The sequence below is a fragment of the Vibrio sp. A8-1 genome, from assembly GCF_013048685.1.
Taxonomy (GTDB): Bacteria; Pseudomonadota; Gammaproteobacteria; order Enterobacterales; family Vibrionaceae; genus Vibrio; species Vibrio metschnikovii.
In genome coordinates, this window is record NZ_VHTC01000053.1 from 1 (window position 1) to 9,198 (window position 9,198).

The window sequence follows — 9,198 nt, forward strand, 5'->3', positions numbered from 1 at the left end:
TAACCATCAAGGACTCAATAACCTCACTCCTGATGAGGCCTACTTCGGTAGGCAAAGATACGCAGCATGAGCTGGGTCAACCACTTAAGAAATGAGCTTATGTGTCCAACCGTTGGGGTCCACTTCTTTGTAATTGCGATGAATCCTGTGGCAATAAACGATAAAGAGCCGCCCAGTTAGCTGAGGCGGCTCTTTTTTACTAGAAAAAGTAAAGGGGAGCTCTTTTTCTGATTACGAGTATTTCATTGGTTCAGCTACTCATCATTTTTTTGCACTCTTCTGGCATGTCTTCCATGTTCATGCTTTGCATCATTTGCATGTGTTCTATCATCCTATCGTGATCCTTCATCTTATCCGCGTGAGATTGCTTAACATGCACTTTCTCATTTTGCGCGACATTGTGATGTCGATGCTGATCATCGATGGAACTTGTTGCTAACACCGGCATCGCAACTAGACCACTAAATAACACTGATACATATAACTTTTTCATAACATCACCTAACCCTTACTTATGCTTTGAACTGTTGATTGTTTTCAATTTTTTCCACCGATTGCTCGTTGGCTTCGGAGTCTTTCTTTTCACTTGGCATCATCATCTTCATCATTAAACCATGCATAGCTAAACAGATGATTAATGGAACAATCGCACTACTAAGGTATGCCCAACTAAATATCTCTTGGCTAGAAGAGAGAATAAATAATGGAATACCCACCATTAATAACGCGCATAGAACCATCATCCATCCATGACCTTTATGATGACCATTCTTGTGACAATCTGATTTTTTGCTTTTCATTCTCTTGCTCTCCAAAATAACTTTAACTCGTTTAACTGAGACTCAGTTTATCGCAACGCTTAGATCAGGAGTGGGGAGGGGTTCATGACAATTTTGTCACCTTAGCCGTTTTTCTTACCCCAAAACCACCAGACTATAAACACGATTGCTGTAAGACCTAATATATTGACTAACATAGTATTACTCCTCATTGGTTGTAGAGGCTGAAGCTGGTGTATAAAAGCGCAAGCGATTAGCATTGGTTACAACAGTAACAGAGGACAGTGACATCGCAGCCCCAGCGATGATCGGACTTAATAGCCAACCCGTGAACGGAAACAGAAGCCCTGCTGCCACAGGAATACCCAAGCTGTTATAGATAAACGCCCCCCACAAGTTCTGCTTAATGTTTTTCATTGTGGCAGTACTGATCCCAATCACATCTGAGATACCGTGGAGTGAGCTGCGCATCAAGGTAATATCGGCACTTTCAATCGCGACATCCGTACCACTGCCAATAGCAAAACCAACGTCTGATTGAGCAAGTGCTGGCGCATCATTGATACCATCACCGACCATGCCGACAACATGCCCTTTCGCTTGCAACTGTTTAATCCAGTCAAGCTTATCCTCAGGCATCAATTCCGCATGATATTCATCAACATTCGCGAGTGATGCCACCGCCTTCGCTGTATTGTGGTTATCCCCCGTTAGCATCACGACATGAATGCCTTGCTGATGAAAACGATTTATCGCACTTCGAGCATCATCTCGAATCGGGTCACTGATACCGAACAGCGCTTGCACTTGAGCGCCTATCGCAAAATACACCACTGTGGTGGCTTCTTGCTCCCACTGCAATGCATGCTCTGTAACCAATTCAACATTGACGTTAAACTGTTTCATCAGCTTGCGATTGCCAAGCAACACGCGTTGACCCGCATACTGAGCCTGAACACCAAGTCCGGTTAATGACTCGAAATCTGACACTTCTGGTAAGCGCGCTTCATCACGCACCTCACTTTGAGTAAATGCGATTAACGCTTTAGCTAGCGGATGGTTAGATCCTTTCTCCAAAGCATTGACCAGAGGCAGAAACTCTGAATCATCTGACAACGAGACAAAATTTGTTACTTCAGGTTTACCTTGAGTAATCGTACCGGTTTTATCCAGTACGACGACATCCAACTCACTGGCTCTTTGTAACGCTTCTCCATTTCGGATTAGCCCGCCAAACTCGGCTGCCTTACCGACACCGATCATAGTAGAAATCGGCGTTGCTAGACCAAGTGCACAAGGGCATGCGATGATCAACACCGAGGTAGCTGCCACTATCATATAGACTAAGGAAGGTTGAGGGCCAAAGTTATACCAAACCAGCGCTGTCAGAATCGATAGAATCATCACGGTTGGTACAAACACTGAAGACACTTTATCGGCTAGATGGCTGATTGGTGGCTTTGAGTTTTGCGCGTTCGACACCATGCTGATGATCTGAGCAAGAACGGTATCACTGCCCACTTTCTGCGCCTCAAAAACGAAACTTCCGTGGTCATTAATCGTCCCTGCAGACACTGAGCTGCCCACTTGTTTAACAACAGGAATTGGCTCTCCAGTGAGCATAGACTCATCAATCGTTGTCTCGCCCTCTGTAATCACACCATCAACCGGGACTTTTTCACCGGCTCTAACCCGAATCAAGTCGCCTGTGATAACTTGTTCAATCGATAAAGACATCTCCTTGCCGTCACGAATCACCATGGCAGTTTTGACTCTCAAATCAAGCAAACGCTTGATAGCCTGCGAAGTTCTGCCTCGAGCCTTTAACTCAAGCGCCTGTCCTAAATTGATTAAACCAATGATCATGGCTGTAGCTTCAAAGTAGAGGTGCCTTGCACTTTCCGGAAGCCACTGCGGCCCGACAACGACCACCATTGAATAGAGCCAAGCGGTACCCGTTCCCAGCGCTATTAATGTGTCCATGTTCGCATTACGGTTCAGAAAGGCCTTCCAAGCTCCAGTAAAAAAGTGCTTGCCCGCACGGACTAAAATGAAAAATGTCACTAAACCTAAGGCCAACCATAGTAACTGCTCAGATTGCGTATTGACATTCATTGGTCCGCCGAACAGACCGTACACCATCAACGGTACTCCGAGACCAAGACCAATAACGCTTTGTTTTACTTTAAAGCGATACTCCTCAGATTCACGCTCTTCTTTGAGGTCACTTGCTAACGCCTGATCGACAATTTCTTCTGCGTCATATCCTGCGCCTTGTATCGCCTCAATTAGTACGCTGGCAGGCTGACTTGAAACCACGGTCGCCGTTCGATTCGCAAAGTTCACGTCAACAGAGTCGACACCTGACACCGATATAAGAGCACCTTCAATCGTGTTAACACAACTTGCGCAAGTGACACCGATTAATGACAGCTCGATACTGACATCCAACGCCTGTGTTGTTTTCACTTTGTTCGATTTAATTACATCCGTAGTTTGTGGTTGCGTGTCATCAGTCATACCGCTATAACCCAGTTCGACTAATACGCTTTCAATGTCATTGCCGTTCAAACTGCTATTCACAACCAATGTTTGATTTTCTAAATCAACAACCACTTGAGCAGCACCATCCAATGCACCTATCGCTTGAGTGATTTTACCCACACAGTGTTGGCAAGTAACATTAGATAATGATGTACGGTACTCTTGTTGCGTAGGTATTGAAGCCGCATAACCTAACTTTGCAAGGACTTCTATCGCGCTTTCTGGCAGCAACGTGGTTGTGAGCTCTGCTCTGTTTTTCGTATCATTAATAGTGAAAGATACATCAGGGTCTCTTTCACGTAACCCATCTACAATTTTAGCGACACATCGGCCACAGTTAATGCCGGAAAGTGCTAGAGAATACTGTGTTGTGTTCATGTTAGTTTTCCTCGGGTAATACTTGATGGTGCTTCTCAGACCAGTCCTCGATTAAGCAACATAATGCGTTGCCGTTGGGCTCCATATCCGGTTTTTCATTCCACTCTGCGTAAGTTGCTTCCATCATGGCTAAATGGCGTTGGTGCTCTTCGATCTTTTGCTTGGTTTCTACGATTTTATCAGTCAGCATTTGCCTCACAGCTGGGCAAGGAGTCAGCCCTTGCTCGGAGTAATCAATGATTTCTTGAATCTGGCTAAGGCTAAAACCAATAGATCGCGCATGAGAAATGAACTTCAGGCGATTAACCGCACTTTGCTGGTACATCTTGTAGCCATTGTTGGGGTCTCGCTCTGCATAAAGAAGGCCCTTTCTAGTGTAAAACCTGACTGTTTCAGCAGTCACACCTGCTGCTCTCGCAATTTCAGTTGTCAACATAATCCATGCCTCTGAAGGTTTAACGCACATGAAACTTTATTCGTTTTATGTTGCTAGCCAAAAATAAATGCGACTAAAAATATAATCACAAACAACCCAATAAACAGTTTAAGTAACAACTTAGGGTCACTGCTCCCACCGTTTGGGGCTTTGTTACAACAACTCATAACTATCTCCAATTCGTTACCAATGTGTATTAGTTGTAGCTTAAAACCTATGTGTTAGACATAGGTCAAGCATATTGAGAAAAAATTTAAGAGGTATGTTATTGATGAGTAATAAATTGGGAGCTAATTACAATAATGTAATGAACTCTAAATGATTTGGGGGCACTTCGGATTCAGATAGTGCCACGAATCACTTAACCACATAGCTAAAAACACTAGAGTTTCTCAGCAACCCTCCCAGCCCAGTCTAAGATAGATTCAGTTGGAATACCTGTCGGGTGCCCCTCTACTGACTTAGGGTGAGATATACCAATATGCTTTTTGAAGCCAAACATGGCATCCATTTCTTGTGTTGGCCATCCAAGAGACTTTGTTACCACGCCTTTTTTAATTCAAGAAAACTGCTCTTTCCAGTTACGAGTATCAATCTGTCGCAAGCATTTGGTAGAAATCCATTTATTCAGCCCTGTGACATCAATTTCAAGCAAGTAATTCACATGCCCATTTAACTCCACGACAACGCAACGGATCGTTCTCTTTGCACCAGACTCAATAAAGAATGAAAGTTTTACCGCGTGCGACAATGATATTAGTAATATTTTGGCAATAAAGATTGAAACTAATCACAGGGTAAATAATGCTTGTGCTGATTTTCAACACAAAGTTTCTCGAACTCTCGATGCTATCGAACATTAGCTAAGATAGAGGCGGTGAGTAGTCACGAAATTTGGTAAAACTACCTCGAAATCAACTTAACGCGCCCTGATGCACTATAACTCGTTTATTTAAATAAGTTATTATCTCATCAACTCATGCATCCTTTTTACTCAATCTTGCAAGAGTAAGTTAGGGCTCTGATCATTATTTAAACCTCTTAAATAGCGCAAGACCATTTCATTGCTTTTCCAGTCCCCTAGCTGGATCAATTGAGTTAAATTCATTCCCGCCAAATAACCATCTTGTAAAGCGCCTACTCGACTCGAATGACCGCTCCATTTCTTTCTTTGTACAGCCCCAAAAGTGACGCCGTCACACCTTTCACCCAGCGCATCGTGTGCACGGCGATAAATTCTATCAATTGTCATACCTGACATAGGTGTTTCTCTATATTCAACGGGTCTTAAGCCGTTTTTAGTTAACCAGCTGAAGATATAGTTGTCGTCATCTAAGCTATGACAATATAGTTCTAAATAACGTCTTAAGATGAAAGAAAACTTTCCCGTTAAGCGTTTCGGTTCTGGGTTAATTGACGTTTTTGATGTAACACGCTCAATATTTACATCACCATTGGTTAATATTTTGATGTGTTTTTTTCTAATGGCACCTATTTCTGCTTCTCTTAACATTGTTCCATAGGCCACGGTTAAAACCGTTAGATCTCGGTATTGGATTACGTTTTGCTCATTACTCCATATTGACATAAGTGATGTCAAATGATGCTTTCTAAAAGGTTTAGCTTGTAGCTCGATTAATTGAGACCCGGTTAATTCAACTTCATCTTTCGCTAAAGAATTGAAAAAGTTTTTTACAATAGGTTTTTTAGTGACATCTTGAGCCCCCATAATGTTAAGAAACAAACTAATCTGGGCTCGATATTGCTTCAAGGTATTAATTTTTATATCTAAATTTAACTTTAGTTCCTTGAGCCAATTTAGAAAGATGTGCTCACTGATTGGAAAACTGTAAACCGATGCATTTTTGCAATATTTGTCCCACTTCCCAACAACAAAAGAAAGCATCCTTAAAGTATTAATACTGTAACCGCCTCTATCTTCGTCGAAGCTTTTCAAGTTAAATAGTGCTTTCGGTAATTCATGCCAGTCTGGATCAAAACTGTTCGATAGATCTGGAAACTCAACCTTAAATCTTTTTAGTTTTCTTTTACTTTCTTGCCACTTGTTACCGACATCTTCTTGAGATTTTAATTGTGACAGTGTCACTTGACTTTGCAATTTTACTATCTGTTTAGAGGAGTCCGCCATGATAAACCGTGCCCGATAGTGTTATATAAATATAATTATATAACACTATTGGTTTTTTACCAAAGTCGGCAAAAAGTCTCTTAATTTTAGGGGAGGGGAGGCAACTTCACTACCAACTAATCGCATTGCTCTGTAATCACAAAAAACCAACATATAGTAAAAAATGCCACACGTTGGCTGTCCCTCTTGAAGCGTTTGTTATACGCCTTGCCTTGAAAGCTATTTAATACCATAATTAGGTATTTATTGGTACTTTGGGGATGAAAATTATGGCTAAGAACACAAGTATTACCCTTGGTGAACACTTTGATGGTTTTATCACACACCAAATTCAAAGTGGGCGTTATGGCTCTGCAAGTGAAGTTATTCGTTCGGCTTTGCGTTTACTCGAAAACCAAGAGACTAAACTGCAGACTCTCCGTCAACTACTTGTTGAAGGTGAACAAAGTGGTGACGCTGATTATGACCTTGATAGTTTCATCCATGAACTTGATGGTGAAACTAATCGATGAAACCATTTAATCTTACAACTGCAGCCAAAACCGATTTGCGTGATATTGCTTTATTTACTCAACGCCGTTGGGGCAAAGAGCAGAGAAACATCTACTTAAAGCAATTTGACGATTCATTTTGGCTTTTGGCTGAAAATCCCGACATCGGCAAATCATGTGATGAAATTCGAGATGGTTACCGTAAATTTCCTCAAGGTAGCCATGTGATTTTTTATCAGCAAACGGGCAGCCAACAGATTAGAGTCGTCCGTATTTTACATAAGAGCATGGATGTTAATCCGAACTTTGGCTCATAACGCCCGGTTCTTACGACCCCACCATAATTTCCATATAAAACAATGATTAGACGCGCATCGCTCATTCTGATCTAATGAATTTCGCCAAAAACACACCGGATTAAATGGATTTAATAGGGAACCCCTACGATGCGCGATGTTCAAATTCTACAGCAAGCACTCGAAAACCAATGCCCTGACATTCACAAAAAACGACTTAGATCTCTGATGCTTGCAACAAGAACGGTACTGGATGGCTCTGATCTCACCCTCACCAAAATTGGACGCGCTCTCGACACCGATACCACGGTGAAGCATGCCATCAAACGTATCGACCGATTACTTGGTAATCGCAATCTACACCGTGAAAAAGAGTCCATATATAAATGGCATGCGTCCTTTATTACTCGCGCCAATCCTTTTCCTGTTGTGTTGGTTGATTGGTCAGATGTTCGTGAGCAACTGCGCTATATGACAATTACGCGCTTCGGTATCCGTTAAAGGTCGCGCTGTCACGCTTTATGAGCAGGTATTTGAGTACAAAAACTACAACTCGCCAACAAGCCATCAGCACTTTCTCGATAAGCTTCAATCTATTCTACTACCCCAAGGCTGCACGCCTATCATTGTCTCTGACACTGGCTTTAGAAATACATGGTTAAGGCAAGTCGCCAGCAAAGGTTGGTTCTGGCTTGGTCGCGTACGTGGCGAAGTCTCGATTAAGTGTTTTGCTTACTTATATAAGAGTCACCCTAAACGCAGAAAAGCGCATCGACACAGTCGAACCTGCCGGAAAAGTGTTCCATAAAGGCGCAAAAGAGCCTTGGTTTCTGGTCACAAACATCCCGAACTCTGTACTTAATGGCGTTAAAATCACCCGTTTGTACGCGAAAAGGATGCAAATTGAAGAGTCGTTCCGAGATTTGAAAAGCCCCGCTTACGGATTAGCGTTACGTCATAATCGGACACGTTGTACTAAGCGTATTGATATCTTGTTGCTTATGGCATTGATGGCCGAAATCATAATGTGGTGGAATGGCTTAATCGCGATACAAGCCAAATGGCAATATGACTTCCAAGCCAACACCATCAAGCATCGAAGTGTTTTATCAATCCCAAGGCTAGGAAAAGAGGTGCGAAGCCATCGACGATATCGGATAAAAGAATCCCAATATCACTGGGCGATGTTGGAATATCAGCGCCTCACCCATACTTGCAGGTTGGGCGAATTATGAGGGGATCCGCCAGGGCCGCGTTAAGGTGTGGACGGCGCTTGCCTATACTTGAGCGAAGCGAAACCGCCAAGCGTTGCGAATCATTCTTAAATGCTTTGTTATAGCTCTGCGATGTGAGACAGAGTTTCTGGATGGCGCTGTACCAATTTTAAAAGGGTGACAGCTTGCCCATTTGGTGCGTTTCGCCCCTGTTCCCAGTTCTCTAATGTACGTGATGATGTATGTAGCAAACGAGCAAATACGCCACGAGACATATTGAACTGTTCACGAATACTAACAATTTCGTCAGGCGAGATATTTAACTCGCTAATTTCATTAATTTGGTGAGTTTTCAGAGTTAATTTACCCTCTGAGTGCTCTTTAGCTTCAACAAGTGCTGAACTTAATTCTGCAAATAGGTCACGATTTCTCATTGCGCCACGCCTCCATAAAAGCCTTTAACTGTTTCTTTTGATCTGCGGTTAAGTCTGACATTTCATTTTTGTCAAAAATCGTCAGCAAATAGAAGCGACGCTTTTCATCGAGGAAGTAATAGATAACACGTGAACCACCACGTGTTTCCTTACCTTTACTTGCTACTCGAATCTTTCGCAAACCACCTGTACCTTGAATTACGTCACCTTGCTTTGGGTTCGACATTAGTTCAGCTTGGAATAGTCGAAACTCCTCGTCACTGAGGTGTTCATTTCGGTACTTTTCAAATATGGTTGATTCAAAAAATACACTTTTCATAAGCAAAGTGTACGCATAACACTGAGGAAACCCCCTGATGATTTTAAGAAAAATCATCAATTTAAGCTGGATACACATCTTGTCATGTGATCAAATGATTTCGCCAAAAAACAACAACCAGACAACAAGATGTGCGAACTCAATATCCTACACGATTC

9 protein-coding genes and 2 pseudogenes are annotated in these 9,198 nt (G+C 42.4%); 3 read left to right on the forward strand and 8 right to left on the reverse strand.

Going from position 1 to position 9,198, the window contains the following annotated elements; translation table 11 throughout:
- Positions 1 to 250 precede the first annotated feature (250 nt).
- The 6 genes and pseudogenes from FKN93_RS16395 to FKN93_RS16420 form a co-directional block, all read right to left on the reverse strand.
- Positions 251 to 493, reverse strand: a complete 243-nt coding sequence (locus tag FKN93_RS16395; RefSeq protein WP_074373097.1) for a hypothetical protein — start codon at positions 491 to 493, stop codon at positions 251 to 253.
- Positions 494 to 512: 19 nt separating this feature from the next.
- Positions 513 to 800 (reverse strand): hypothetical protein, encoded by a 288-nt coding sequence (locus FKN93_RS16400; protein WP_074373098.1) that lies wholly within the window; start codon positions 798 to 800, stop codon positions 513 to 515.
- 180 nt (positions 801 to 980) lie between these two features.
- A complete protein-coding gene (locus FKN93_RS16405; protein WP_170905667.1) occupies positions 981 to 3,701 on the reverse strand; it encodes a heavy metal translocating P-type ATPase in 2,721 nt (906 codons plus the stop codon).
- 1 nt (position 3,702) lies between these two features.
- Entirely contained in the window at positions 3,703 to 4,137 is a 435-nt protein-coding gene (locus tag FKN93_RS16410) for a MerR family transcriptional regulator (protein ID WP_226982816.1), read from the reverse strand.
- A gap of 382 nt (positions 4,138 to 4,519) precedes the next feature.
- Positions 4,520 to 4,888, reverse strand: a pseudogene (locus FKN93_RS16415) (Tn7-like element transposition protein TnsE).
- 243 nt (positions 4,889 to 5,131) lie between these two features.
- The gene (locus FKN93_RS16420) at positions 5,132 to 6,286 is read right to left on the reverse strand and encodes a tyrosine-type recombinase/integrase (RefSeq protein WP_170905668.1); all 1,155 of its coding nucleotides are present in this window, start codon (positions 6,284 to 6,286) and stop codon (positions 5,132 to 5,134) included.
- A 269-nt stretch (positions 6,287 to 6,555) separates the two neighbouring features.
- Between FKN93_RS16420 and FKN93_RS16425 the strand changes: the two genes are divergently transcribed.
- The 3 genes and pseudogenes from FKN93_RS16425 (at position 6,556) to FKN93_RS16435 (ending at position 8,308) form a co-directional block, all read left to right on the forward strand.
- Positions 6,556 to 6,798 carry a type II toxin-antitoxin system ParD family antitoxin gene (locus tag FKN93_RS16425; protein WP_170905669.1) on the forward strand — a complete coding sequence of 81 codons (243 nt, stop codon included), beginning with the start codon at positions 6,556 to 6,558 and terminating at the stop codon, positions 6,796 to 6,798.
- Positions 6,795 to 7,094, forward strand: a complete 300-nt coding sequence (locus FKN93_RS16430; RefSeq protein ID WP_170905670.1) for a type II toxin-antitoxin system RelE/ParE family toxin — start codon at positions 6,795 to 6,797, stop codon at positions 7,092 to 7,094. The genes FKN93_RS16425 and FKN93_RS16430 overlap by 4 nt, the downstream gene beginning before the upstream one ends.
- Before the next feature lie 129 nt (positions 7,095 to 7,223).
- Positions 7,224 to 8,308, forward strand: a pseudogene (locus tag FKN93_RS16435) (IS4 family transposase).
- Between the two features lie 98 nt (positions 8,309 to 8,406).
- On the opposite strand, the gene FKN93_RS16440 reads toward FKN93_RS16435, so the two are convergent.
- Together FKN93_RS16440 and FKN93_RS16445 are read right to left on the reverse strand one after the other, a co-directional pair.
- Complete coding sequence (locus tag FKN93_RS16440; RefSeq protein ID WP_170905671.1) at positions 8,407 to 8,721, reverse strand: DNA-binding transcriptional regulator; 315 nt, start codon at positions 8,719 to 8,721, stop codon at positions 8,407 to 8,409.
- A complete protein-coding gene (locus FKN93_RS16445) occupies positions 8,708 to 9,040 on the reverse strand; it encodes a type II toxin-antitoxin system RelE/ParE family toxin (protein WP_170905672.1) in 333 nt (110 codons plus the stop codon). The genes FKN93_RS16440 and FKN93_RS16445 overlap by 14 nt, the downstream gene beginning before the upstream one ends.
- Positions 9,041 to 9,198 lie beyond the last annotated feature (158 nt).